Here is a 24,729-nt window from a genome sequence, read left to right on the forward strand (position 1 = left end):
CTGCTGCCCAAACCCGTCGTTCCGGCGAGCTATCACTTAGGGCTTGGCTGCGGGGTCCACGTCGGCCCCGGCGTCGTCGGCCTGTCCCCGTCCCACACCAGCGGATCGATGCACATCCGCCTCCCCGTCATGCCCAGGTCCCAGGCGTGATACACGATCCAGGTCTGGCTGCCGTCCGGCGACACGGTAAACGAATTGTGCCCCGGCCCGATCACATGCCCTTCCCGGGAACTCATCAGGGGCTGCTCCCCTTCCGGCGGCCGCCCCCAGGGCCCGAGCGGATGATCGGCCACCATATAACTGACCCCATAGTTCTCCCGCTCCCAGGCCCCGCCGCTGTAGAAGCAGTAATAGCGGCCGTTGTGCCGCAGCACGCTCGCCCCTTCCACCGTGTGCCAGTCGTACACCGCGTCATACATCGCCCGCCCGCGCTTGAACAGATGCCAGTCCGCATGCGGCCGCGCCACCAGCGCCGGCTTGCCTTCCAGCCGGGTCATGCTCAGCAGGCGGTCGACCACGATCCCCGTGCCGATGCGGTGATCGCCCTCCTCTTCCAGGAAGTCGACGCAATAGAACAGATACCACTGTCCATCGGCGTCGCGGAAGGGATGCGCGTCGATCGAAAACGGTTCAGAAGGCACCAGCAGCACGCCGCTGTCCACGAAGGGCCCGGCCGGCTGGCCGGCGATGGCCACGCGCAGCTGGTGGTCCTTGCCCTCCTCGTCTCCCGACGAGTAATACAGGTAGAACCTGCCGTCCGCATAAGCCACCTCCGGCGCCCAGAAATGATCCTCGCCCGGCTGGTCGATGGCGTAGCCCAGATGCTCCCAGTGCACCAGGTCATCGGAACCAAGCACGGGAAAGCGCCCGCCCGCCGCGCTGCCGGGCGCCGTACCGTAGGCATAGTAGCGCCCTTCGTGCCGCAGCACGAAGGGATCGGCCATGATCTCCGGGTACACCGGATTCGTGTAGGTGGTCGTCATGGTCCCTTCCCTACATGCGGTAGCGCAGGCTCAGCCCGTAGGTGGTCGGCGAGTAGCGAATGTCGCGCGGACGGATCGGGTCGCCCAGGTAGCTCTCGTAGCGCTCCTTGGTCAGGTTGATGGCGTCGAAGTGCAGGCTGAGGTTCTTGCTCAGCTCATACCCGAGGCTCAGGTCGACGTAGGTCGAGGCCTTGACGATGCGGTCCTGGCCGAAGCGCGGCTCGGCGATCTGCTCCACGTATTTGCCGCGCCGCGTGGCGGCCAGGCGGCCGGTCCAGCCCCCGCGTTCGTACAGCAGCGCGAAGTTGTAGCTCTGGCGGGCGACGCCCACCAGCGGCGTGGTGGCGAAGTCTCCCGTGTCGAGGGCCGTCCGCGTCTGGTTCTCGCCATCGATCCAGGTGAAGTTGAATTGCGCCCCGAATCCGCTCCACACGCCCGGCAGGAAGTCGAAGAATTTCTGGACGCCGAATTCCGCTCCCTTCAGCTTGCCCTTGCCCGAGTTCTGCGGACGCGTCACGCGGTAGGTCTGGCCATTGATCACCTCGGACTGCTCGAAGTTCTGCAGGTAGCCGTCGATGTCGCGGTGGAACAGCGCGATCTGGGCATAGCCGTTGTTCTCGAAGTAGTACTCGAGGGTCGCGTCGCTGTTGATCGACTCGGTCGGGTCCAGGTTCGGGTTGCCGCCCGAGCCGGTGCCCGGCGCGTTGACGGTCGGCGGGATCAGGGACAGCGCCGGGTTCAGCGAGGCGAACTCGGGCCGCGTGATGGTCTTGCCGATGCTGAAGTGCGACTGCAGCCTGTTCGTCCAGTTGGCGAGCAGGGACAGATTGGGCAGCACATTGGTCTCGGAAGTCGACAGGTTCACCGGGCTGACGGTGTCGCCGATACGGATATTCCCCTCCAGCTTGCGCTTGACCTTGACCACGCGCGCGCCCAGGTTGCCGGATACGCCCACGCCCGCCAGCTCGCTCTTGAAGCGCGCCCCCAGGTGCAGGGTGGCGCTGCGCTCGCGCTGCTCGAACAGGCGCATCGGATCGTCGGGGACGCGGCCGGGATCGGCGCCGTAGAAGCCGCGCACCACATCCGCCTGGTCGATCAGGAAGTCGCGCGACGGCGTGACCCAGGGCCCGCCGAGCCGGTCCAGGCCCGGCACCAGCTTCTGGAAGGACGGGCCGAAGGCCTCGATCGGCGATGGCCGCACCGCACCCTGCACGTCGCTGTGCCCTTCGGCGCCGTGGAAGGACACCTCGCGCGTCGACAGGCGGATGCCGCCGGTCAGCGCGTTGACGAAGCCGCCGTCCAGGCGCCATACGGCGTCGCTGCGGAACTGGGCCTGTTCGCCCTTCGATTCGCCCCAGTTCTGCACCATCCCGCGCAGCACGAACTGGTTGGGGTCGCGCAGCGGGTTGGCGCTGGTCGGGGTGGTGATGGCGTTGTAGCCGCCGTGCCCGTCGCGGCCGTAGGTGTAAACGTCGGAGCTGGCGCCCGGGATCTGCTGATCGACGATCACGGTGTCGTTGATGAAGTCCGAGCGGGTGAAGGCCAGGCCCGAATCCACCGACAGCGCGCCCTGACGGTAGCGCAGGCCGAAGTTCAGGTAGTGGGTGTCGGTGCGCTCCTTCACGCCCCAGGTGCTGGTGGCCGTGTAGGGATCCCAGTCGTAGGGCCCGCCGAACTGGGCCGCCGCCGCGGATGCCGACTGGATCGGGCAGATGATGCCGTCCCGCGTGGTGCAGTAGGCGCCCTCGGGCGCCATCACCACATTGCTCAAGCGCGGCGTCCAGGTGGCGATGTTGAGGATGTAGTCCACCTCGCTGCGCCCGCGATAGCTGGTGCCCAGGTACTGAGTCGAGAATTCGAGGGCAGGATTGATCTTCCACTGGAAGGCGGCGTGGATGCTGCCGCGCTCGCGGTCGCCCGCATTGTAGATGCCGCCGATGTTGGGCAGCTCGCCGAGGCGGTCACCCGGACGCAGCGGCGCGATCGGCTGGTCGTCGTTGAGACGCGTCGCGGTGCCGTCCGGGCTCACCGAGAAGATGCGGTCGGGCCGGTCGACCCACTGGACCGGATAGCCCCAGCGCTCCTTATTCCAGGCCACATCGAACAGGAAGCCCATTTCGCCCATGCCGGTCTGCCAGCGGTTGCTGGCCAGGACGCCCACGCCGGGATTGGTCTTGGACTTGTGCGCGCTCGAGCCTTCCACGTCCTGGCGGCGCGCCTCGGCATAGCCGGTCACCGTATAGCCCTTGAAATCGAAGGGCGCGCGCAGGCGCACGTTGACCGCGCCGGCGATGCCGCCCTCGAACTGGTTGGCGGTGGCCGACTTGTACACGTCCAGGCCCCCGATCGACTGCACCGGCAAGTCCTGGTAGGACAGGCGGCGCCCGGTGCCGGTGAAAATCTCGTTGCCGTCGATGGTGGTGGCGACGTCCGGCAAGCCGCGGATGATCACGGTGCTGGTCTCGCCGCGGTCGCGCCCCACCTGCACCCCGGCGATGCGCTGCAGGGCGTCGCCGGCGGCGCGGTCGGGGAACTTGCCGATGTCGTCGGCATTGATCGAATCCACCACCTGCTCGGCGTCGCGCTTGATCTCCTCGGCCGAGCGGATGCTGGCGCGGATGCCGGTGACCTGGACGGTCTGCATGGGCGTCGAAGCGCCGGGCGCGGGCGCCGCGCCCGCGGGTTCGGTGGTCTGGGATTGGGCGAAGGCGCCATGGGCCGCAAGCAGCGTGATGGCCGCGCACACCGGCCTGAGTTTCAGGGTCGTCATCATGTCTCCTGGTTTCTCTCCGGGCACGACCGGCGCCTGGACCGACGCCGGTTGCCGATCTGAAAATTTTTATTAGTCATAAATATGACTAACTGGACAAAAAGCTAACCGAAATTTCAGCGGGGCGGCGCACCCGACGATGCAGAAAAACAGGATGAAAATCAGGCCGGCGGAGCCACCGAATCACGCTCCACCAGAGGGCAATCCATCTTGATGCTGGTGCGGCGGGCGACCGCGCCACGGGTCTGGTCGATCAAGGCCTGGGCCGCCCAGCGTCCCATTTCGTAGTTTGGTAACAACACTGTGGTCAAGGGAGGCATGGTGTAGCGCGCCAGGTCCTGGTCGTCGTAGCCGACGATCGAGACCTGTTCCGGCACCTCGCGGCCCAGCTTGCGGGCCGCCTCGATGGCCCCGAGCGCCATCAGGTCGTTGGCGCAGAACAAGGCCGTGGGCGGTTCCGGCAGGCTCAACAGGTCGAGCCCATGCCGGTAGCCGGCGCCGACCTGCCAGTCGCCCTCGCGCACCAGTATCGGGTCGAAAGGAAGCTCGCAGGTCGACAGGGCTTGCCGGTAGCCCTTGAGGCGCTCGGCGGCGGCCTCGATCCAGCCTTCCCCGTTGATCAGCCCGATGCGCCGGTGGCCGGCCTGCGCCAGGTGCATGGTGGCCGCGAAGCCGCCCAGCACCTCGCTCGGCACCACCGACGAGTACTGGCGGTCGCGCGTATGGCAGTTGAGCAGCACGGCCGGCACCCCGGCCAGGGCCGGCGGCAAGCTGACCGCGCGGGTGAAGATGGTGGCGTAGACCACGCCCAGCAGGCCGGGATCGGCCAGCATGCGCGCCAGCACCGCGCCTTCCAGCGCCGGGTCGCCGCGGGTCGCGAACACCGCCAGCAGGCAGCCATGCTCCCAGGCGCCGTCGCGGGCGCCCTCGATGGTCTGCATCGCATGCGGACTGGTGGCCAGCTCGTCGCTCAGGTAGACGATCAGGTTGCGTTCCTGCGGCGCGGCCGGCAGCGCGTGGCGTTCGAGCGGATAACCGATCTCGCGGGCGATGCGCAGCACCGCGTCGCGAGTGGCCTTCGATACCTTGGCGCCGCTCATGTGGTTGATCACCAGCGACACGGTCGACTGCGACACGCCGGCCAGCTTGGCGATGTCGGTCATGGTCGGCCGGCGCGGCCGGGGCGTGTCAGCCATGCCGCCCTGGCGTGCGCGCGAAGGCCACCCCTTCCTGGTCGAACAGGTGGCCGCGCGCGGCGTCGAAGACCAGGCCGATGCGCGCCCCGCGCTCGGGGCAGGCCTCGTCCGGGCAACACTTGATGGCCACGATGTCCTGCACGCCGGGCACCTGGGCATAGACGATGGTGGAGTCGCCCAGGTACTCGACCAAGGTGACTTCCGCGGGCACGGCGTGTTCGTCCCCCTTGTCCGCTACCCGCAGGTGCTCCGGGCGCACACCGAGCGTGACCGGTGCGCCGGGCGGCGCCCTGCCGGCATCGGCCGCCACCCGGGCCGTGGCGGCGCCAGGCAGCCGCACCAGCACCTCGCGTTCTTCTTCGCCCGCCAGCATCCCCGGCAGGAAGTTCATGCGCGGCGAACCGAGGAAGCCCGCCACGAACAGGTTGACCGGGTGCTCGTAGAGCTCCAGCGGCGTGCCCGCCTGCTCGATGCGTCCGCCGTTCAGGACCACGATCTTCTGGCCCAGGGTCATGGCCTCGACCTGGTCGTGGGTCACGTAGATCATGGTGGTGTTCAGGTCGCGGTGCAGCCGGGCCAGCTCGATCCGGGTCTGGCCGCGCAGCGCGGCGTCCAGGTTCGAGAGCGGCTCGTCGAACAGGAAGACCTGGGGCTTGCGCACGATGGCGCGCCCGATCGCCACGCGCTGCCGCTGGCCGCCGGACAGCGCCTTCGGGCGGCGCTCCAGCAGGTGCCCGATCTGCAGGATCTCGGCGGCGCGCACCACCCGCTCCGCGATCTCCTCGCGCGGCATTTTCGCCAGCTTGAGGGCGAAGCCCATGTTCTCGGCCACCGTCATGTGCGGATACAGCGCATAGCTCTGGAACACCATGGCGATGCCGCGCCGCGAAGGCTCGACATCGTTGCAGACCTGGCCGCCGATCTCCACCGTTCCGCCGCTGGCCTCCTCCAGCCCGGCGATGATGCGCAGCAGGGTCGACTTGCCGCAGCCGGACGGACCGACCAGCACCACGAACTCGCCGTCCGCGATGTCCAGGTCGATGCCCTTGAGGACGCTGTTGTTCTCGAACTGCTTGGTGATGTCGAGCAGGCGCACATTCGCCATGAATTATCCTTTCAGGCCGGTGGCGGCCAGGAAGCCGTGGGTGACGCGGCGCTGGAACAGCACATAGGCCAGCGCCACGGGCAGCGCGCCGACCAGGGCCGCCGCCATCAGCTGGGCGTAGCGCACGCCGAAGGCGTCGTAGGTCTGGGTCAGGCCCAGCGGAATGGTCATCATGTCGGTCGAGGTGACGATGATGAAGGGCCACAGGAAGTTGTTCCAGGCCGCGATGAAGGTGACGATCGCCATCGCCCACACGATGTTGCCGGACACCGGCAGGTAGACGCTCCACAGGATGCGCAGCGGCCCCGCGCCGTCCATCACCGCCGCCTCGCGGAAATCGGCCGGAATGGCGTCGAAGAAGCCCTTGAAGACATAGATCACCACCGGCGCCACCACCTGGGGCAGCACGATGCCGGCGTAGCTGTTGATCAGCCCCAGTTCGTTCATCATGCGGAACAGCGGCACCAGCAAGGCCTCGAAAGGCACCAGGAAGGCCAGCATGGCGGCGGCGAACAGCAGCTGGCGGCCGCGGAAGCGCAGCTGCGAGAAGGCGTAGGCGGCCATCAGGCTCAGGGTCATGGTGATCACGGTGACCAGGAGGGCCACCAGGGCGCTGTTGAACAGCCAGCGCCCGACATTGCCGGCGGCGAGGACCTTGCGGAAGGCGTCCAGGGTCCAGTCCTGCGGCAGCCAGTGGAACACGGCGGACACGGTCTCGTGCTCCGGGCGCAGGGCCGTGCTGACGGCCCACAGCAGCGGCGCCACCCACATGGCGGCCAGCAGCAGCGCGCTTGCTGCGCCGAGCAGGGTCCAGCCGATGCCGGAACGGTGCGTCATGCGCTCCTCCCGTCCAGCCAGCGCACGAAGGCGGCCTGGGCCAGCGACAGCAGGATCACGATCAGGACGAAGGCGACGGCGATCGCGGCGGCGTAGCCGGCGTCGCTCTGGGTGAAGGCGGTCTCGTACATGTAGTGCAGGGTCACGCGGGTGGTGTTGAAGGGGCCGCCGGTGGTCATGATGTAGGTCTGGCCGAAGATCTTCATCGAGGCGATCAGCTGCAGGACCATGGCCATGCCCGCCACCGGCCGCAGCGCCGGCCAGGTGATGGTGCGGAACAGGGTGAAGCCGCGCGCGCCGTCCAGCGCGGCCGCCTCGTACAGGTCGGCGGGGATGTTGCGCAAGCCGGCCAGGAACATCAGCATGTTGAAGCCCACGGTCCACCAGATGGTGGCGATGGCCACCATGGGCATGGCCCAGGTCAGGTCGCCGAACCAGGCGCGCTGCATCCCGAGCACGTAGTTCACCACGCCGGACGACGGCTGGAGCATCCAGTCGGCGATCAGGGTCATCACCGAGATCGGCAGCACGTAGGGCAGGAAGAAGGCGCCCTGCAGCCAGGAGCGCGCCCGGACGAAGCGGTCGACCAGCAGCGCCATCACCAGTCCAAGCGCGGTCAGCGGCACGACGGTGAGCAGGGCAAAGTAGAAGGTGTGGCCGAGCGCGGCCCAGAAGTTCGGATCCTGCACCAGGGTCGCGTAGTTATCCAGGCCGACGAAGGCGTTGGTGCGCGTCAGGCTGCTCTCGGTCAGGCTCAGCCAGAAGGTTTCGAGCGCCGGCAGGAAGAAGAACAGGATGAAGACGACGCCGAAAGGCGCCAGCAGCAGGATCGCGGGCAGGGTCTGGCGCCGCGGCTGCGGGGTCGAGAGGAAACGCATCCGGGCTCCTAGTAACGCGGCGGGCGTTTGCGCACCAGGCGCGCCGCCTCGGTTTCGAACATGCGCAGGGCCTGCGCCGGCGTCAGCTGGGAAGACAGCGCGGCCGGCATGAATTTGGAGGCCATCGCCTCCAGCGGCCCGGCCGCGCCCATATACCAGGCGTCCGGATCGTAGACCACGTGATCGGCGATGCCGGCATACGAAGCGTTCGGCGTCAGCGCCATGGCTTGCGGCGATTCGGCCACCGGACGGTAGGCGAGCACATGGCCGCCCTGGGCCCAGCCCAGCGAGTTCTTGCTGACGAAAGCGATGAAGCGCATCACGGCCTTGACCTTGGCCGGCTCCATCGGGTTCTTTTCGTTGGCCGGAATCGCGAAGGCATGCGAATCGGCCCACACGCTGGCATTGCCGTACATCCGGGGCAGCGGCACGATACCGTAGTCGAAGCCGAGCGTGCCCTGTGTGCTTGCACGCACCAGTTCGGGCACCTCCCATACGCCGTTGATCATGAAGCCGGCGTTGCCGCCCATGAACTGGCTGGTGGAGGCCGCGTAGTCCAGCCCGGCCTGCGCATAGCCCTTCTGGAACCAGCCGGCGATGCGCGCCAGCGAATCCTCGCCTGCACGGCCGTAGGCGAAGCGCCCGTCCTTGATCAGCGGGACGCTGCGCTGCGCCAGCATCGACACCCACAGGCGCCAGACGGCGTAGGAGCTCTGGCTGCTTTCCATCGTCATGCCGGGGCGGCCGGTCGCCTGGCGCACGGCGCGGAAGGCGTCGGTCAGGGCGTCGATGCCTTCGATGGGCTGGAGCCGGCCCTCGGCGTCGAGCAGGCCCGCGCGGCCGGTGAGGGTCTTGTTGTAGTACAGGACCAGGGGATGCAGGTCGATCGGGACGGCGTAGATCTTGCCCTGGTAGACCGCCTTCTGCCACTGGCGCGGGTAGAAGTCCGTGTCGCTCAGGTCGGCGCCGCTCAGTTCAAACGGGGCGATGGGACGCAGGACGCCGCCGCCGGCCAGGTTGACCATGCGCGACAGGTGGACGGTGGCGATGTCGGGACCCGCGCCGACCACGGTCGAGGTGATCAGCTTGGTGTAGAACGGCTCGCCCCACTTCAGCGTGGTGCTGACCACCCTCACCTCGCGCTGGCTGGCATTGAAGCGCTCGACCAGGTCGCGCATGCGCGCGCCGTCGCCGCCGGACAGCAGGGTCCACATCTTGACTTCGACCTGGGCCAGCGCGGGCAGGCTGACGCCCGCCAATGCGGCCGCCAGCACGGCGCCAGCCAGGCGCATGAGTGTGCGCGCCAAGCTTGTCTCCTGCAATGTTTGTTGAAGTTTATGAATTAATACTAGCAAATATTTCTTGCTTGGGCATGTACAAATGAGGGTGGTCCGCATGCAAACTTGGGCGGAACAATGCCGGTGGCATTGTTCCGGCCTTCGCCGGAACCCAAGTTCAACGAACGTAAAACCACCCGCACTGCTAAAATCATCCCTTTTTGCAGGCAGTAATAATGGGAATCGGCGTACTCTGCGGCCTCCTGGCCGGCGCTCTGTGGGGCCTGGTGTTCATCGTCCCCGAGCTGCTGTCCTCGTTCAGCCCGCTGGAGCTGGCCGTCGGCCGCTACCTCGCCTATGGCGCGATGGCCTTCGTCATCCTGCTGCCCAGGCTGCGCGCTCTGCAGCAGCGCCTGACCCGCGCCGACTGCGCCGCCCTGGTGCGCCACGCCCTCGCCGGCAACCTTGTCTACTACATGCTCTTGTCGGTCGGCGTCCAGTACGCCGGCGTCGGCCCCACCTCCCTGATCGTCGGCATGCTGCCGGTCGTCGTCACCCTCCTCGGCCGCAACGACCACGGCGCCGTGCCGCTGCGCCGCCTGGCCTTGCCGCTTCTGCTGGTCGCCGCCGGCATCGCCTGCATCAATGTCGACGCCTTCGCCCACCCGGCCAGCAGCGATCCGGTACGCACCGCCATCGGCATCGCCTGCGCCACCGGCGCCCTGCTGTGCTGGAGCTGGTACGCCCTCGACAATTCCCGCTACCTCAAGCGCAATCCGCACTTCGGCAGCGCCGAATGGTCCGCCCTGTACGGCCTGTCGACCGGCATCCTGGCCTTGGTATTGGGAGCGGCCGCCGTCGCCTTCGGCGTCGCCGGCCCCGCTACCGGCGCGGCGCGCGACTGGGGCCTGTTCTGGACCTGCAACGCCCTGCTCGCCCTCGGCGCCTCCATGATCGGCAACCAGCTCTGGAACGTGGCCAGCCGCCGCGTGCCGGTCACGCTGTCCGGCCAGCTGATCCTGTTCGAGACCCTGTTCGCGCTGGCCTACGGCTTCGTCTATCGCGGCCACGGCCCGCGCCCGCTGGAGCTGGCCGCGATCGCGCTGCTGGTGTGCGGCGTGACCTGGTCGGTCCGCGCGCACGCGTCCTCACCGGCGGAGCTGGGCCACGGAGACCTGGCTGAAGGTGACGGCGTGGCCGGCGCCGCCCATCGCCACCAGGCCTAGTTTCGCGCCTGTCCCCAGGCGGTGGGTCCAGGTTCCGCCGACCACCCAGTTGCGGCCGTCCTGGCTGGACCAGGCGGTGTAGCGCTCCTCGCCGCGGCTCCTGCGCACGTCCAGCCGCAGCCAGGTCCATTCGCCCGGCGTGCCGACCACGGTATTGCCGTAGCGCGGATGGTGCGCCTCGACCGGCGCCAGCTCCTTCCCGAACTCCACCTGGCGCAGCCCGCCCCTGGCCAGCTCCACCAGCTTGACGTAGTTGTCGTCGTCACGCATCAGCACCAGGCCGGCCTGCACCGGCTTCGCGCAGCAGTCGAGCGGCGCGTCCAGGCGCAGGCGGGCTTCGATGCGCAGGTCGCCGGCCGGCAGCGCCGTCGCCAGCACCGGGGCGGTATCGGTGTCCACGTACAGGTCGGAGTCCGTCGTGGCAATGCGCAGGCCCGGCTGGGCCGCCGCCCAGCTGCCCGCGGCGCCCGGGCGCACCCAGCTCCAGCGCCGGGCCAGCTGCGGCTGGTCGAAATTGTCTTGCCAAATCGGCGCCGCCACGGCCGGGCTTGGCGCGGCGACGGCCGCCGCCCGCCTGCCGGGCATGACTTGCGGACCGTCCGTGGGCCCGCGCCCGCCCGCGATCACCGGCCAGCCATCCACCCACTCGATCCGGTCCAGCAGCACGGGCCGCCGCGTCAGCTTGTCGCGCGCGCTGAAGAAAGCCTGCCTGCGGTCGACCGCGTGGTACATCGTCCACCACTGGCCGTCATCGTCCTTGAACACCGTGTTGTGGCCCGCGCCGATCCAGCGGTTGCCGTTCTGGGCCAGCACCGGCGTGCCGCCCGCCCGCGCGGCCGCCATATCGTTGCCTTCGCGGTCGAGGAAGGGGCCTTCCGGCCCCCTGGCGCGGCCAACGTACAGGCCGTAGCCGGTCAGCGGCCCATTGCAGCAGTCGGTCGCCGACGCGAACAAATACCACCAGCCGCCATGGCGCACCACTTCCGCCCCCTCGTAGCGGTCGTCGGCGCCGATGCGCACCGGGTCGCCCACCAGGCCCATGCCGTCGGAGGACAGGCGCTGCACGAAGATGCCGCCGCCGTAGCTGCCGTAATAGATCCAGCGGTCGCCCTGGTCGTCCACGGCGATGTCCGGGTCGAAGGTCCAGTGGAACTTGCAGCCGCTGCCGGCGCGGCGCGGCGGCACCACCGGCCGCGCGACCGCCTTCCACGGACCGGCCGGCGAGGCGCTGGTCGCTACGCCGATCGCGCTGTCGGAAGCGCAGCCCGGCTCCGGGCTATGGGCGTCGTCGACGTCGGTGATGGTGAAGTAAAGGAAGTAGCTGCCGTTCATGTAGACCGCTTCCGGCGCCCACAGGCCGGCCTTGGGCGCGGCCAGGCCGCGCGGGCGCTCGGAGAAAGCGTCGCCCACGTGGTACCAGTTGACCAGGTCGATCGAACGGAAGATCGGCATCAGGCGGAAGCGCCAGCCGTCGCCGTCGCGCTCCTTGCGGCTGATCGGGTCGGTGGTGCAGTACAGGTACCAGACCGGATTGTCCGTCGTGCGGTCGCGCAGCAGGGATGGGTCGGCGCAGCTTTCGGCCAGGCTGCCGTCGGCCAGGCGCAGGGGCAAGGGATTGGTGAAGGTCTTGGCCGGTGCGGGCGCCTGAGGCGCGGCGAGCGCGGGGAGACACAGCAGCAGGTGCATCGACAGCGCGGCGCACAGCCGGATTCCAGGTCTGCTCAAGACGTTCTCCTCGAGTTGCTGTTTGTCCCCGGAAAATAAGCGAAGCCGCGCGCCCGCGTCGCACGAATGCCGGTCAATTGTGAACATTGTAAAAATGATTCGTTGCACTAACGCATTTTTTTGTTCAATATGCACTCAAACACTATTTCCAGCATAAATGACCTGCTAGACTGGCAGGATTTTGTATCCCTTGGCACAAGAAAAATTGCCAACAAGAACATACATATGGGGAACGGCGGCATCCCGGTGCCGCGCCAAAACATAAGAAGAGAAACAAGGGAGTAGTCTGAAATGAACGGAATGCGGGGTCGTCCGAACCTGTCGCTATTGGCGGCGGCTGTCTCGGGCATGGTTGTCGGGGCTGTCCATGCCCAGGAACCCGGTGGGCAAGCTGGTGGGGCGCAGGCGGCGGCAACGGGCGAGATCCCGGAAGTCATGGTGACCGCCCAGCGCACGCCTTCGCTGGCCTCCCGCACTCCGGTGGCCATGAGCGTCCTGACCGGCGAGCAGCTGGCCCGGGCCGGGACCGACAGCCCCGCGGAGCTGGGCGCACGCCTGCCCAATGTGCACCTGGACCAGGCCGCCGATGGCCTGCGCGTCACCATCCGCGGCGTCAGCAACGCCGATGCGACCGACAAGGGCGATCCCTCGGCCGCCTTCATGCTGGACGGCGTGTATATCGCGCGCCCGCCCGGCCAGACCCTGAGCTTCCTCGACGTCGACCGCATCGAAGTGCTGCGCGGCCCGCAGGGCACCCTGTACGGCCGCAACACCACCGCCGGCGCCATCAACGTGATCTCGAACGCGCCGGTGAACCGCCATGAAGGCGCCTTCGGCCTGGAAGCCGGCACCCACGGAAGCCGGAAGATCGACGGCATGCTGAATGTCCCGGTCAGCGAAGCGCTGGCCCTGCGCGCGGCAGTCGCCGTGCGCCGCCACGATCCCTACTTGAAGAACGGCCAGGGCACGCCGCACAGCCTGGGCCTGGACCGCGACGACCGCGACGCGCGCCTGTCGGCCAGGCTCGCGCTCGGGCGCGACGCCTCGCTGCTGCTGCGCTACGACCATAGCGAAGCCCACGACAACAATGACCGCTTCGTCCCCGACACCAACTTCTTCAGCGGCATCGAGACCCGCACGCCCACCTGGCGCGCCGGCAGCACCGACCAGCGCCTGACCAACGCCTTCCGCCCGCTCAACCGGACGCCCGAGCAAGGCCGCCACGAGAAGCGTGCGCGCGGCCTGTCGGCCGACCTGGGCTGGGACCTGGGGGCGGCCACGGTGCACTACCTGGGCGCGCGCCGCAAGCTCGACCAGGCCATGCTGCTGAACTACTACTACCGCGTCAGCATCAACCCGCCTTTCGCGCTGGGCGTGCTGAACGACTACGACAGCCACAACACCCAGGACTCGCACGAGCTGCGCGTGGCAACCAAGGGCAAGGGTCCATGGCAGGCCCAGGCCGGCCTGTATTACTTCAGCGAAGAGACGAATTCGGTGTACGGCTTCCGCGGCCTCGAGATGCTGCGCCTGCCCCCGTATTACGTGTTCCCGATCGGCCCCACCAAGGCCACCAGCAAGGCGGTGTTCGGGCAGCTGACCTACAGCCTGCGCCCGGACCTGCGCTTGAGCGCAGGGGCGCGCAGGACCAACGACGACAAGTCGCGCATCGGCTCGACCAACTTCCAGCAAGGGCCGGTGTTCAATCCCGCCACCGACCTGCGCCTGCTGAACGCGGCCAGCATGGCGACCCACAAGACCACCTGGCGCCTCGGCGCGGAATGGGACGTGCTGCCGTCCACGCTGGCCTATGCCACCCTGGCCACCGGCTACAAGGCGGGCGGCTTCAACGACGGCTGCACCGCCGGCACCAGCGCGCTCGGCATCACCTGCCCGGCGGCGGCGGCCGTGCCGTCGAACCTGCTGTACTACCAGCCGGAGACACTGCGCTCGGTGGAGGCGGGCCTCAAGAGCCGCTTCTGGGACGGCCGCGCCACGCTCAATGCCGCCGCCTTCCGCTACGACTACGCCAACCTGCAGCTGTCCGGCGTCGCCGTCCTGCAAGGCGCACCGCGCTTCATCACCAGCAACGCGGGCGAAGCCGGCGTCACCGGCCTGGAACTCGACGGCCAGCTGCGCGTGGGCCAGGCCGGGCGCCTGAACTACGGCCTGACCCTGCTCGACGCCCACTATGATGCCTACTCGCCGAACGGCGTCGTGTCCTGGAATGGCCACAAGCTGGACCGCGCACCCAGCCATGTGCTTACCCTCGGCTACGACCACCGCTTCGACCTGGCGGCGGGCCAGCTCACGGCCGGCCTGTTCGCGCGCGCCAGCGGCGCCTACGTGATCGGCGTGCCCAGCCAGCTGCTCGAATACCGCATTCCGTCGCGTACCGCCACCGACGCTACGGTCGGCTTCCAGCCGCACGGCGCGCGCTGGAGCCTGCTGCTGCGGGCCCGCAACCTGGAGAACAAGGTGCAGCCGGTCGCGATCGACAGCTTTGGCATGACCGTGCCGAGCAACCCGCGCACGGTCGACCTGCGCCTCGACTACCGCTTCTGACCAACAAAGGGATCACCAACGCCAACCCGCGCCGACGCGCACGCCCATCAAGAGGATCACAATAAATGACGTCTACGCATCACCACCGTTTGTCCTGGTTCACGCTCGCCCTGCTGGGTTCTTTTCTCACCGTCCTGCTGCTGCGCGGCTGGAGCGGCCAGACCCAGTTGCTGGTCCTGAGCTCCTTCCTGATGTTCGGCTGCTGCTTCGCCAGCGCCGCGCACCTGCTGGGTTTGCAGGCGGCCCTGCGCTTTGCGCTGATCGCGCTGCCGATCGGCTGGTTCGCGGAACAGATGGGTTCTTCGCACGGCTGGTTCTTCGGCAAGTACACCTATACCGACGTCCTCGGTCCGCGCGTGGGCGACGTGCCGATGGTGATTCCCCTGATGTGGTTCGCCCTGGGCTATTGCGGCTACGTGATCGCCAACCTGATCGCCTGGCAGACCCCGTCGGACGGCGTCACCCCGGTCGGCCAGACCTTGACGATGTCCTTCCTGGCGGCCCTCGTCATCACCGCCTATGACCTCGGGGTCGACCCCTACATGGTCTACAAGCTCAAGGCCTGGGAGATGGAGAAGAAGGACGGCTGGTGGTTCGGCGAGACCCTGCAAGGCTTCGTCGGCTGGATGCTGGTGGCCTTCGTGATCGTGTTCCTGTTCCGCCTGAGCCTGCGCAAGTGGCCGCCGCGCGCTTCCCAGGCGCTGCGCCTGCGCGACGTTCAGGTGCCGCTCGCCATCTACGGCGGCCTGATGGTTTTCCAGATCACCCAGGGCTTCCCGGTCGAGACCCGCACCATCGCCACCTTCGTGATGGGCATCCCCCTGTTCTGCGCCCTCCTCGGCCTGCAGCGCTGGAACGGCGTCGCATCGCTGCGCGCGGAGGCCGCATGAAGCCGGATGCCCCGCAGCTGCTGAACCCCGCACTGCGCGCCGACCCCGCGGCCGACCATGCCGTGGCGCGCATGCTGGGCGACAGCGCGGCCGACCCGGCGCGGCTGTTCCCGCGCATTAACCGGATCAACGCCGAGCTGGCGCGCTGGGACACCAACGGCAGCCTGCAGGGCTGGCGCGCCTCGCCGGGCGCGGACCCGGCGATCGCGGCGGCGCTGGAAGACTATGTGCGCAGCTGCAGCCAGTTGCCCGAATGGGCCGACAAGGCCTGCATCGCGCGCGCGGAAAAGCTGTTCATGGACATGAGCATGCTGTCCTGCACCCTGCTGTTCTGTTCCAGCCTGCCCGAATGCTACATCCTGCCGGACCTGTCGGCGGTGCTGCAGGCGGCCGGCCAGCTGGAACTGCATACCGACTACCGGGTGCGCTCCACCGCCGCGATGATCTTCCCGGTCATGATGCGCGGCGGCCTGACCGACCCGGGCGGCGGCGGCGTCGCCCAGGCGCTCAAGGTGCGCCTGATCCACGCCACCATCCGCCACCTGATCCTGCGCGGGGCGCCGGGCGATTCGCCCGCCGCTTGCCCGGTCGCGCCGCTGGCGCCCGCCGGCCACGGCCTGCACCATGTGCTGTACGCGCATGGCTGGGACAGCCGGCGCGACGGCCTGCCCTGCAACCAGGAAGAACTGGCCTATACCCTGCTGACCTTCCACTACGCCTTCCTGCGCGGCCTGCGCCGCCTGGGCCTGGGCCTGCCGCGCGAAGACGAGGAAGCCTACTTGCACGCCTGGAACGTGCTGGGCCACCTGATCGGCATCGAGCGCGAGCTGATGGCCTGGACCATGGAGGACGCCTCCGCCCGCTTCCAGGTCCTGCAGGCGCGCGGCCGCGCGGCCTGGGATGCGCGACTGGCCGCCGATCCGCACGAAGCCGACCCGCGCCCGCCGCTGGCCGCCGCCCTGATGCAGGCCATGGCCAACGAACTGCCGCTGCGGATCCTGAAGCCCTTCCCGATCCTGCTGACCCGTTACCTGTGCGGCAAGCAGGCCAGCCGCGACCTGGGGCTGACCAAGCGCGTCTCGCTGCTGTCGCGCGCCCTGTTCGCCCTCGGCCTGGGCACGGTGCGCCTGATCGACGCGCTGGTGCGCATCTTCGTGCCCGGCTTTTCGATCTCGCGCCTGCTGACCCGGGTCGCCGGCTACCGCCTCACCACCCGCTTCCTGATGGACCAGACCCGCCCGCTCAAGCTGCCCGAGGCCCTGCTCGGCCAGGTCGACGAGGCGATGCAGTGCTGGTGCGAGGACCACAAGGCCCCGGCCTTCATGAAACGACTCGAGGCGCGCCTGGCGCGTCCCGCACCGCCCCCGGAGACACGCCAGGCATGAGCACCACCTTTGCATCACCCTTCGCCCCCCTGGCTCGGCTGCGCGCCATCCTCGTGTTCCTGTTCCTGGCCTTCTGCTCGCTGGCCGCCCTGGCCGCGCCGCTCGAACTCGGCGCCGGCGTCAAGCGCGTGGAAGCCTGGTCCGCCGTCACGGTGATGAACGACCCGGACGGCGATATGGACCCGGTCGCTGCGAGCAGCGCCCACGAACGCTTCGCGCGTCCGCTTACCGCCTACGCCACGCTTGGCATGCAGCAGGGCGCGACCTGGGTGCGCATTCCGGTGACGGTGCCCGCCGGCGCGCCCGAGAACTGGGTGATGCAGATCGACTTCGGCCTGCTCGACAAGGTGGATGTTTTCGTCGAGAGCGCCGGCGTGGTGCGCAAGGTCGGTACGGCCGGACGCGCGGATGTCCAGGACGGCTGGGCGCTGAAAGGCCGTGTGCCCGCGGTCGTGATGCGCCTTGGCGCCGGCGCCCGGCACACGGTGCTGGTGCGGGTGGAAAGCCACGGCGCCTTCATCCTGCCGATCGAGTTCCTGCAGCCGGACGCCTTCCACGGCGCCTCGCTCGGCGAGCAAATGCTGCAAGGCCTGATGCTGGGCCTGGGCCTGTGCCTGTTCCTGTACAGCGTGGGCCAGTGGATCACGCTGCGCGAGCCCTTGTTCGGCAAGTACGCGCTGCTGGTCGGCGCCGTGACCATGTACTCGGCCTGCTGGTTCGGCATCGCCGACCAGTTCCTGTGGCAGGACAACGCCTGGCTGAGCGAGCACGGCGCCGGGCTGGCCTCGATCCTCGCCTCCTGCGGCGCCTACCTGTTCGTCGAACAGTCGCTCGCGCGTCCCGGCATGGACCGCATCTTCAGCCGCCTGATGAAGACCTTCGCGTCGCTGTGCGTGATCAGCGCCATCGGCTTCGGCGCGGGCCTGATCAGCCACCACTACCTGGTGGCCATCATCGGCACCCTCGGCATCATGCCGATGCTGCTCGGCCTCCCGGGCGCCTTTCGGCGCGCGCGCGCCGGCGACGCGGTCGGCACCTACTTCCTGGTCGGCTGGGCGGTCAGCTTCGCGGCGGCCCTGATCTCGGCCCTGATGATCAAGGGCGAGCTGCCGGCCAACTTCTGGACCATGCACGCGCTCGAATTCGGCAGCACCTTCGACATGCTGGTATTCATGCGCATCCTCGGCCTGCGCACCAAGGCCATGCAGACCGCAATGCTGCGCGCCGAAGCGGGCGCGCGCATGAAATCGGAATTCCTGGCCAACATGAGCCACGAAATCCGCACCCCGATGAACGCCATCATCGGCATGAGCCGCCTGGCCCTGATGGCCGAGCCGAGCGCCAAGCTGCGCAACTACCTGTCAAAGATCCTGGGCTCGAGCGAGCACCTGCTGGGCATCATCAACGACATCCTCGACATCTCCAAGATCGAGGCCGGCAAGCTGACTATCGAATCGGTGCCCTTCGAGCTCGACGAGATGCTCGACCACCTGTCCAGCCTGACCGGGCTGAAGACCGATGCCAAGGGCCTGGAGCTGATCTTCCGGGTCGGCGCCCGGGTGCCGACCCGCCTGGTGGGCGACCCGCTGCGCCTCGGCCAGGTCTTGATCAACCTGACCGGCAACGCCGTCAAGTTCACCGAACGGGGCGAAATCGTGGTCTCCGTCGATGTCGACGAGACCCGCGACGGCAGCGTGGTGCTGGCCTTCTCGGTGAGCGATACCGGCATCGGCATGACGCCCGAGCAGCTCGGCCTGCTGTTCCAGTCCTTCACCCAGGCCGACAGCTCGATCACCCGCAAGTACGGCGGCACCGGCCTGGGCCTGTCGATCTCGCGCCAGCTGGTGGAACTGATGGGCGGCGCGATCTCGGTCACCTCGAGCCCGAACGTGGGCAGCTGCTTCCGCTTCACCGTTCCGCTGGGGATCCCCGCCGGCCACACCAGCACCGCCGCGGTGCGCCAGGCCACCTTGCAGGACGTGCGCGCCCTGGTGGTCGACGACAGCGGCACCGCGCGCGAAGCCCTGGTCGAGATGCTGCATGGCCTGGGCGTGCGCGCAGACGCCGCGCCCTCGGGCGAGCAATGCCTGGTGGCGCTGGAGCGCGCCCAGAGCGACGGCCAGCCCTACCAGGTGGTGCTGATGGATTACCTCATGCCCGAACTGGACGGCATGGAGACCATCCGCCGCATCCGCCGCTGCGCGCGCGACGCCGCGCCGCCGGCGATCCTGATGGTCAGCGCCTGCACCCGCGAGTCGGTGCTGCAGCAGGAAGGCGAACTGCCGCTGGACGGCTTCCTGCACAAGCCGGTCGGCCCGGCCTTGCTCTACCACAGCCTGCTGCAGGTCTTGCATCCGTCCACCGACGCGGCCGCGCTGAGCGCGCCGGCGGCGCTGCCGGGCATGCCCGCCCTGCCCGATATTCCGCGCCTGGACGGCGCCCGCATCCTGCTGGCCGAGGACAACGCCAACAACCGCGAGGTCGCGCTCGACTTCATGGCCGCCGCGCGCATGTCGGTGGATGTGGCCTTCGACGGCGTCCAGGCGGTGCGCATGGCCGAGGAAGGCGACTACGACCTGGTGCTGATGGATATCCAGATGCCCGAACTGGACGGCCTGAGCGCGGCGCGCGAGATCCGCCGCAACCCGCGCCTGGCCGAACTGCCGATCGTCGCGATGACGGCCCACGCGCTGCCGAGCGACCGCGCGCGCAGCCTGGCGGCCGGCATGAACGACCACGTCACCAAGCCGATCGATCCCGACCTGCTGTTCTGCACCCTGCTCAAGTGGATCGACCCGGCCCGCCTGCAGGGCCGCACCCTGCCGCCCGCGGCCGCGCATCCCGCGGTTTCCGAGCCGGTCGGCGCCCTGCCGCCGGTGCCGGGCATCGACTGGCGCCAGGCGCTGGACAACGTGAGCGGCCAGCGCAGCCGCCTGGAAAAGCGCGCCGGCAGCTTTGTGCGCGAGTACGCGGGCGCGCCGCGCATCCTGCGCGAAGCGCTGAGCGGCGGCGACCACGCGCGCCTGCAGTCGCTGGCCCATAACCTCAAGTCCAGCGGGGCCTACGTGGGCGCATTCGAGCTGTCGGCTGCGGCCAACCGGCTCGAGCAAGACCTGCGCGCCGGCCAGTTCGAGCGGCTGGCGGTTCAGGTGCCGGCGCTGGTGGCAAGCGCGGAGACGGTGCTGGCGGGCCTGGCCCAGCTGGCCGCGGCCGCGCTGCCGCGCCAGGCCGATCCGCACGCGGTGGCCCAGGTGATCCAGCGCCTGCAATCCTACCTGGCCGACGACGACGCGCGCGCCGAAGACGCGCTGTCCGAGCTCGAGAGCCTGCTGGCGGGCACCACGCACGCCGGCGCCCTGGCCCCGGTGCGGCGCGCGGTCGAGGACATCGAGTACGGCGCCGCGCTCGCGCCCCTGGGCGCGCTGGCGCTCGATCTGGATGTGAGCCTGGAGGGCGTGGCGTGAATATCGTGGAGACGCAAAAGGTCCTGGTGGCGGACGACGACGCCATCAACCGCGAGGTGCTGGGCGACCTGCTCAAGCCGGAATATACGGTGCTGCTGGCCAAGAACGGCGCTCAGACCCTGGAACGGGCGGCGCGCCATGCGCCCGACCTGATCCTGCTCGACGTGATGATGCCCGACATGGACGGCTACGAGGTGCTGCGCCAGCTGCGCGCGGACCCGCAGACCGAACACATCGCGGTGATCTTCATCTCCGGCCTGGACCGTCCCGAGGACGAGGCCAACGGCCTCAAGATGGGCGCCTCGGACTACATCGTGAAGCCCTTCAACCCCACCGTCGTGATGGCGCGCGTGGCCCTGCACCTGCAGGTGGTGCGCCAGCGCAGGATGCTCGAACGGCTGGCCAATATCGACGGCCTGACCGAGCTGGCCAACCGCCGCCGCTTCGACGAGATGTACGCCCTCGAGTGGCAGCGCGCGCGGCGCACCGGGCGGCCGCTGTCGCTGGCCCTGCTCGACATCGACGCCTTCAAGCAGTTCAACGACCGCTACGGCCATCCGGCCGGAGACCGGGCGCTGCGCTCGGTGGCGCGGGTCGCGGGGACGGCCATGCGCCGCCCGGCCGACCTGGCGGCGCGCTACGGCGGCGAGGAACTGGTGCTGCTGATGCCGGAGACCGACGCAGTCCAGGCGCGCCAGGTGGTGGAAGCGCTGTGCGAGGCCGTCGCCGGCCTCGACATCGCCCACGAAGCCTCGGCCGTGGCGCCGGTGCTGACGGTCAGCGTGGGCGGCGCCACCCTGGCGCCGGACAGCAGCGAGTTGCAGGCGGACCTGTTCGAGGCGGCCGACGCCCAGCTCTACCGGGCCAAGCAGGCGGGCCGCAACCGCATCGCCTGGCGCGAAGAGGAGCCCAGCCAGCGCTAGCCGCGCGCCTTCCTCCTATCTCGCGCTCGGCCCGGGCATGTCGTGGCATCCTACGACCTCGGCCGCACAGGCGGAGCGCGAAAAGGAGAGTGGCATGGCACAGCGTCCAGGGATTTTTCCGACATTCTTTTTGTCCGGCTTCGAATGCTCCAGTTTCCTCTGGGGCAATCGGGTGCGGCGCAACCTGGTGGCGGAAACGGGGCACGACAGGCATGCCGCCGAGGATTACCAGTTCCTGAGCAGCCTGGGCATCGCCGTGGCCCGCGAAGGCATTCCCTGGCCGATGGTGGACAAGGACGGCGGCTACGACTTCTCGCCCATCGACCGCTTCATCGAGGCCATGAACGCCTCGCGCGTCATCCCGATCTGGGACCTCTGCCATTACGGCTATCCGGACGACCTCGACCCATTCTCGGACGAATTCGTGACCCGCTTCGCCGCCTACTGCCGCGCCGCGGCCGAGTACGTGATTCCGAAAGTGCGCGGACCGCACTTCTTCACGCCGATCAACGAGATCACCTTCTTCTCCTACTGCGCTGGCGAATGGGGCTGGGCCGCGCCCTACCATTGCACCCGCGAGGACAGGATGCGCCTGCTGGAGGCGCTGTGCCGGGCGGCGATCGCGGGCGTCAAGGCGATCCGCGAAGTCGATCCCGAAGCGCGCATGGTGCACGTCGATCCCCTGGTGCAGGTGGTGGCGCCGCGCGACCGGCCGGACCAGGAGGAAGCCGCGCGCCACGAGACTTATGTGGACACCTTCCTGGCCTGGGACATCATCTGCGGCCGCGAGCATCCCGAATTCGGCGGCTCGCCCGGGATCCTGGACATCGTCGGGGTGAACAACTATTCCTTCGGGCAGATGGAATACCGGGAGCACGGGCCGCACGCGCCGCTGCCGCCCGGCGACGACCGCATCGCGCCGCTGTGCGACATGCTGCAGACCGTGTGGGAACGCTATCGCCGGCCGATGATCATCGGCGAAACCAGCGGTCTCGGCCAGGGCCGCGACAGCTGGCTCAGGGACGTCATGGGAGAATCGCTGGCGGCCGTGCACCGCGGCATGGACCTGCAGGGAATCTGCCTGTTCCCCGGGGTCGACATGCCGGACTGGCATACCGGCGAATGGGTACACAACGGCATATGCGACCTGGTCGAGGAGGACGGCGACCTCAAGCGCGTGCCGCACCAGGAGTACGTGGCCGAACTACGCCGCTGGCAGAAGGAGCTGAACCGGGTCACCAGCCTGGATGAGGATCCGTTCAGCGACCCGGTGGAACTGCAGGACGTGATCGATGCGGCGCACCGGCTTAATATGCAACCGGATAAAGATTGGCACTGAACGCCGCTTCTGTCAGCCGCGGCAGGCCAGGCCGAACTTGGTGGCGGTGCAGCCGCGCTTGATGCACAGGGTCGCGTGATACCCGGCCGCGCGGCACTGGCGCAGGGTTTCGGCCAGCGCGTCGCCGGCCGGTTCCGGTTCCGGGCGCGGGGGCGGCGGCGGTAGAACAACGCGTGCCGGCGGCGGTTCGCGGCGCGCGACGGTCCGGACAGGCGTGCGTTTCCCGGCGTTCCGCCGTACGGCCGGAGCGGCCGCTTTCTTCTTCGGCTTGGGCGCGGCGGCAACGATCGGCGCCGCCGCGGCGGCGGCGACCGTCGCAGCGTCCGGTGTCGAGGGCTCGCGCGTTTCGATGGGTGCGGGCGCTGCCGGGGCCGGTTCGGGTACGGCCAGGTCCGTGGTGGCGGTGGCCGGTGCGGGCTCGACGGCAGGCGCTGTCGGATCGGCCGCTGGCGGCGCTGCCGGCGCAGCCGTCGGCGTCTGATCCGCAACCATCGCCAGCGTCGATTCAACCTGCGTGTCGCCGTAGATCCACCATCCGGTCCCCAATACGCCCGCCACAAGGGCGGCCGCAATGGTCCAGCCAAAGAATTTGCGGCCCCAGCGATCCATCCAGTGGACCGGCTCGTCAGGAAACTGGATGCTCAGATCCGGTTGCTGGCTGGCAAAGGATGGGGTGCCCGGCGGCGGCTCGAAGAAATGCGGCTCCGTGGGGGCTTCCGCTGGAGGCGGAGGGTGAAACTCAGGCGCGGGCTCGGCGACTGGAGCGGGATGCCTGCTGCGCCAGACGCGCGGACGCACGGCGGGATCGGGTGCGGCCTGCGGTGGCGGCGCCGCACTGCTGCGCTTTCGGGGCGGCGCCGGCTGGCTGTCGCCGATATCTTCCAACAACTGGCTCTTCATCTACTGACTTCTGCTTACGGACAAGCCGATTGTAGCCAATCCGCGCAAAGCCCCGCGCCGGGTACGCGGCGCCGGCTCAGGCTTTCGCGGGTTTCCAGGTGATAACACGGTACACATACCAGAGCACCAGCCCGATCAGGATCGCTTTCGAGACCGGATCGACATAATCGGCCACGCGCTCGTAGTGGCTTTCCAGGAGGTAGCCGGCGCCGGTGAGGATCCCGGTCCAGATCAGGGAGCCGATGGTCGAAAACAGCAGGAATTGGCCCAAGGGCATGCATGCCAGGCCGGCCGGCACCGAAATCAGGGTGCGGATGGCGGGAATCAGGCGCCCGAACAGCACTACCTTGCGCCCATGCCGCTCGAAGGCTTCCAGCGCATGGTCGATTTCGCCGTGGGTGACGGTCATCCAGCGGGCGTGCTTGTCCGCGAAGTTCTCCAGCCTTTCCTTGCCATAGATCTTGGCCGCGTAATACCAGGGCAAGGCCCCGGCGATCGAGCCGGCCGTGCCGGCCAGGAGCACCCCGACCACGTTGAGGTCGCCGCGCGCCGCCACGAAGCCGGCGAAAGGCATGATCAGCTCGGAAGGGATCGGCGGGAACACGTTCTCGAGGGCCATCAGGGCGAACACGCCCAGGTAGCCGCTGGTCTCGAGGAATTTGGTGATGAAGTCGAACATCGCTGGGCGCTCCTGATCATCTCGACAGGCCCCACCTTATCCCAGGCGCCAACACCGCTCTGTTCGCTAGGCCGCTTCCAGGGCAGATTCCTGGCGCCGGCGCCAGGCATGCGGCGACACGCCGATCACTTCGTGGAAGGTACGGGTGAAATGCGACTGGTCGCAAAATCCATGGGCGTGGGCGATCGCGGTGAGCGGCTCGCGCGAAGCCAGCATCGCGGCGCAGGCCGCGGCCAGGCGCCGGCGCATCACATACACCCGCGGCGGGACACCGACGCTGTGCTTGAAAGCGCGGGTGAAGTGGCTCACGCTCAATCCCAGGGTCGCGGCCAGGGTGCCGGTACGCAAGGTCGCGCCCAGGTTGGCGTCGATATAAGCGATGATCCGCCTGAGCTGCCAGTCCGGCAGGCCGCCTGTCCGCGGCCTGGCAGGCAGCGCAATCGGCCTGGCGGCCGGGTTCGGGAACGCAGTGTGCACGTCATTTCTCCATCGTGTCTGAACGGTGTGTTCAGGACACAATGTTGCAACGCGGCGGCCTAAGCGAAAAGACAAGTTGGTGGCAGGAGCAGCCCCCACGAAAGTGTGGG

18 protein-coding genes are annotated in these 24,729 nt (G+C 68.6%); 7 read left to right on the top strand and 11 right to left on the bottom strand.

Annotated features, from left to right (window positions below; translation table 11 throughout):
• Positions 1–32: 32 nt before the first annotated feature.
• The 7 genes from J8847_RS11150 to J8847_RS11180 all read right to left on the bottom strand — a co-directional run bounded on the left by J8847_RS11150 (position 33) and on the right by J8847_RS11180 (position 9,076).
• Complete coding sequence (locus J8847_RS11150) at positions 33–983, bottom strand: glycoside hydrolase family 43 protein (RefSeq protein WP_211524772.1); 951 nt, start codon at positions 981–983, stop codon at positions 33–35.
• A gap of 10 nt (positions 984–993) precedes the next feature.
• Positions 994–3,753 (bottom strand): TonB-dependent receptor, encoded by a 2,760-nt coding sequence (locus J8847_RS11155; RefSeq protein ID WP_211524773.1) that lies wholly within the window; start codon positions 3,751–3,753, stop codon positions 994–996.
• A 161-nt stretch (positions 3,754–3,914) separates the two neighbouring features.
• Entirely contained in the window at positions 3,915–4,949 is a 1,035-nt protein-coding gene (locus tag J8847_RS11160) for a LacI family DNA-binding transcriptional regulator (protein WP_229512709.1), read from the bottom strand.
• Entirely contained in the window at positions 4,942–6,054 is a 1,113-nt protein-coding gene (locus J8847_RS11165) for an ABC transporter ATP-binding protein (RefSeq protein ID WP_211524774.1), read from the bottom strand. Before J8847_RS11165 ends, J8847_RS11160 begins: the two co-directional genes overlap by 8 nt.
• A gap of 3 nt (positions 6,055–6,057) precedes the next feature.
• The gene (locus J8847_RS11170; RefSeq protein ID WP_211524775.1) at positions 6,058–6,891 is read right to left on the bottom strand and encodes a carbohydrate ABC transporter permease; all 834 of its coding nucleotides are present in this window, start codon (positions 6,889–6,891) and stop codon (positions 6,058–6,060) included.
• Positions 6,888–7,769, bottom strand: coding sequence for a carbohydrate ABC transporter permease (locus J8847_RS11175; RefSeq protein ID WP_211524776.1), 882 nt, complete (start codon positions 7,767–7,769; stop codon positions 6,888–6,890). The genes J8847_RS11170 and J8847_RS11175 overlap by 4 nt, the downstream gene beginning before the upstream one ends.
• Positions 7,770–7,777: 8 nt before the next feature.
• Complete coding sequence (locus J8847_RS11180; protein WP_229512711.1) at positions 7,778–9,076, bottom strand: extracellular solute-binding protein; 1,299 nt, start codon at positions 9,074–9,076, stop codon at positions 7,778–7,780.
• Positions 9,077–9,282: 206 nt separating this feature from the next.
• Between J8847_RS11180 and J8847_RS11185 the strand changes: the two genes are divergently transcribed.
• Entirely contained in the window at positions 9,283–10,272 is a 990-nt protein-coding gene (locus tag J8847_RS11185) for a DMT family transporter (RefSeq protein ID WP_211524777.1), read from the top strand.
• Here J8847_RS11185 and J8847_RS11190 read toward each other — a convergent pair.
• Positions 10,195–11,997 carry a family 43 glycosylhydrolase gene (locus J8847_RS11190; RefSeq protein ID WP_211524778.1) on the bottom strand — a complete coding sequence of 601 codons (1,803 nt, stop codon included), beginning with the start codon at positions 11,995–11,997 and terminating at the stop codon, positions 10,195–10,197. The two genes, J8847_RS11185 and J8847_RS11190, sit on opposite strands and share 78 nt — an antisense overlap.
• A 291-nt stretch (positions 11,998–12,288) precedes the next feature.
• Here J8847_RS11190 and J8847_RS11195 point away from each other — a divergent pair, with 291 nt between their 5' ends.
• The 6 genes from J8847_RS11195 to J8847_RS11220 all read left to right on the top strand — a co-directional run bounded on the left by J8847_RS11195 (position 12,289) and on the right by J8847_RS11220 (position 22,563).
• Entirely contained in the window at positions 12,289–14,562 is a 2,274-nt protein-coding gene (locus J8847_RS11195; RefSeq protein WP_229512713.1) for a TonB-dependent receptor, read from the top strand.
• 65 nt (positions 14,563–14,627) lie between these two features.
• The gene (locus tag J8847_RS11200) at positions 14,628–15,452 is read left to right on the top strand and encodes a carotenoid biosynthesis protein (protein ID WP_211524779.1); all 825 of its coding nucleotides are present in this window, start codon (positions 14,628–14,630) and stop codon (positions 15,450–15,452) included.
• Positions 15,449–16,837, top strand: coding sequence for an oxygenase MpaB family protein (locus J8847_RS11205; protein ID WP_211524780.1), 1,389 nt, complete (start codon positions 15,449–15,451; stop codon positions 16,835–16,837). The genes J8847_RS11200 and J8847_RS11205 overlap by 4 nt, the downstream gene beginning before the upstream one ends.
• Entirely contained in the window at positions 16,834–20,301 is a 3,468-nt protein-coding gene (locus J8847_RS11210; protein ID WP_211524781.1) for a hybrid sensor histidine kinase/response regulator, read from the top strand. Before J8847_RS11205 ends, J8847_RS11210 begins: the two co-directional genes overlap by 4 nt.
• Positions 20,298–21,224, top strand: a complete 927-nt coding sequence (locus J8847_RS11215; protein WP_211524782.1) for a diguanylate cyclase — start codon at positions 20,298–20,300, stop codon at positions 21,222–21,224. Before J8847_RS11210 ends, J8847_RS11215 begins: the two co-directional genes overlap by 4 nt.
• 94 nt (positions 21,225–21,318) lie before the next feature.
• A complete protein-coding gene (locus J8847_RS11220) occupies positions 21,319–22,563 on the top strand; it encodes a b-glycosidase (RefSeq protein WP_229429835.1) in 1,245 nt (414 codons plus the stop codon).
• A 12-nt stretch (positions 22,564–22,575) separates the two neighbouring features.
• Here J8847_RS11220 and J8847_RS11225 read toward each other — a convergent pair whose 3' ends face one another.
• From J8847_RS11225 to J8847_RS24430, 3 genes are all read right to left on the bottom strand, one after another.
• On the bottom strand, positions 22,576–23,463 hold the full coding sequence (locus J8847_RS11225) for a hypothetical protein (RefSeq protein WP_211524783.1): 888 nt from the start codon (positions 23,461–23,463) through the stop codon (positions 22,576–22,578).
• A gap of 76 nt (positions 23,464–23,539) precedes the next feature.
• Complete coding sequence (locus tag J8847_RS11230; RefSeq protein ID WP_211524784.1) at positions 23,540–24,142, bottom strand: DedA family protein; 603 nt, start codon at positions 24,140–24,142, stop codon at positions 23,540–23,542.
• Positions 24,143–24,208: 66 nt separating this feature from the next.
• Positions 24,209–24,619, bottom strand: a complete 411-nt coding sequence (locus J8847_RS24430; protein ID WP_211524785.1) for an AraC family transcriptional regulator — start codon at positions 24,617–24,619, stop codon at positions 24,209–24,211.
• Between the last annotated feature and the right edge of the window lie 110 nt (positions 24,620–24,729).

Source organism: Massilia sp. AB1 (assembly GCF_018119385.1).
In the GTDB taxonomy this organism is placed as follows: domain Bacteria; phylum Pseudomonadota; class Gammaproteobacteria; order Burkholderiales; family Burkholderiaceae_D; genus Telluria.

Coding starts and splice junctions, on each gene's coding strand:
- J8847_RS11150 (WP_211524772.1), bottom strand. CDS start 983: ATGACGACCACCTACACGAATCCGGTGTACCCGGAGATCATGGCCGAT.
- J8847_RS11155 (WP_211524773.1), bottom strand. CDS start 3,753: ATGACGACCCTGAAACTCAGGCCGGTGTGCGCGGCCATCACGCTGCTT.
- J8847_RS11160 (WP_229512709.1), bottom strand. CDS start 4,949: ATGGCTGACACGCCCCGGCCGCGCCGGCCGACCATGACCGACATCGCC.
- J8847_RS11165 (WP_211524774.1), bottom strand. CDS start 6,054: ATGGCGAATGTGCGCCTGCTCGACATCACCAAGCAGTTCGAGAACAAC.
- J8847_RS11170 (WP_211524775.1), bottom strand. CDS start 6,891: ATGACGCACCGTTCCGGCATCGGCTGGACCCTGCTCGGCGCAGCAAGC.
- J8847_RS11175 (WP_211524776.1), bottom strand. CDS start 7,769: ATGCGTTTCCTCTCGACCCCGCAGCCGCGGCGCCAGACCCTGCCCGCG.
- J8847_RS11185 (WP_211524777.1), top strand. CDS start 9,283: ATGGGAATCGGCGTACTCTGCGGCCTCCTGGCCGGCGCTCTGTGGGGC.
- J8847_RS11195 (WP_229512713.1), top strand. CDS start 12,289: ATGAACGGAATGCGGGGTCGTCCGAACCTGTCGCTATTGGCGGCGGCT.
- J8847_RS11200 (WP_211524779.1), top strand. CDS start 14,628: ATGACGTCTACGCATCACCACCGTTTGTCCTGGTTCACGCTCGCCCTG.
- J8847_RS11205 (WP_211524780.1), top strand. CDS start 15,449: ATGAAGCCGGATGCCCCGCAGCTGCTGAACCCCGCACTGCGCGCCGAC.
- J8847_RS11210 (WP_211524781.1), top strand. CDS start 16,834: ATGAGCACCACCTTTGCATCACCCTTCGCCCCCCTGGCTCGGCTGCGC.
- J8847_RS11220 (WP_229429835.1), top strand. CDS start 21,319: ATGGCACAGCGTCCAGGGATTTTTCCGACATTCTTTTTGTCCGGCTTC.
- J8847_RS11225 (WP_211524783.1), bottom strand. CDS start 23,463: ATGAAGAGCCAGTTGTTGGAAGATATCGGCGACAGCCAGCCGGCGCCG.
- J8847_RS11230 (WP_211524784.1), bottom strand. CDS start 24,142: ATGTTCGACTTCATCACCAAATTCCTCGAGACCAGCGGCTACCTGGGC.